Origin of the sequence: Psychrobacter sp. TB20-MNA-CIBAN-0197 (genome assembly GCF_040309765.1) — a bacterium.
Classification (GTDB): domain Bacteria; phylum Pseudomonadota; class Gammaproteobacteria; order Pseudomonadales; family Moraxellaceae; genus Psychrobacter; species Psychrobacter submarinus.
Window position 1 is genome coordinate 1 of sequence record NZ_JBEOPC010001158.1, and the last position, 247, is coordinate 247.

Sequence of the window (247 nt, forward strand, 5' to 3'; positions counted from 1 at the left end):
CATTGGTTCTTTATCGAACTTTATGCGTTTATTACGATCACCAATGATCCACTTTTCAACATACTGATACAGGTGTGTCCAAATCGTCTGTGGACAAGCATAACCGCACCATACGCGACCTGCATAAACAGTCACCATAAATAGCATAAATGCAGCAATAATGGCAAAAGCGGCAATGAAATAAAAGTCTTGAGTCAGAAATGTCGTACCAAAAATATAGTAATGCTGCGAGGGAACATCAAACCAT

General features: G+C 39.3%; 1 protein-coding gene. It reads right to left on the bottom strand.

Annotation, left to right across the window (positions count from 1 at the left end):
• Positions 1-247 (bottom strand): 4Fe-4S binding protein (locus tag AAEY83_RS17565; protein WP_351061239.1); only part of this gene is annotated, 247 nt, incomplete at both ends.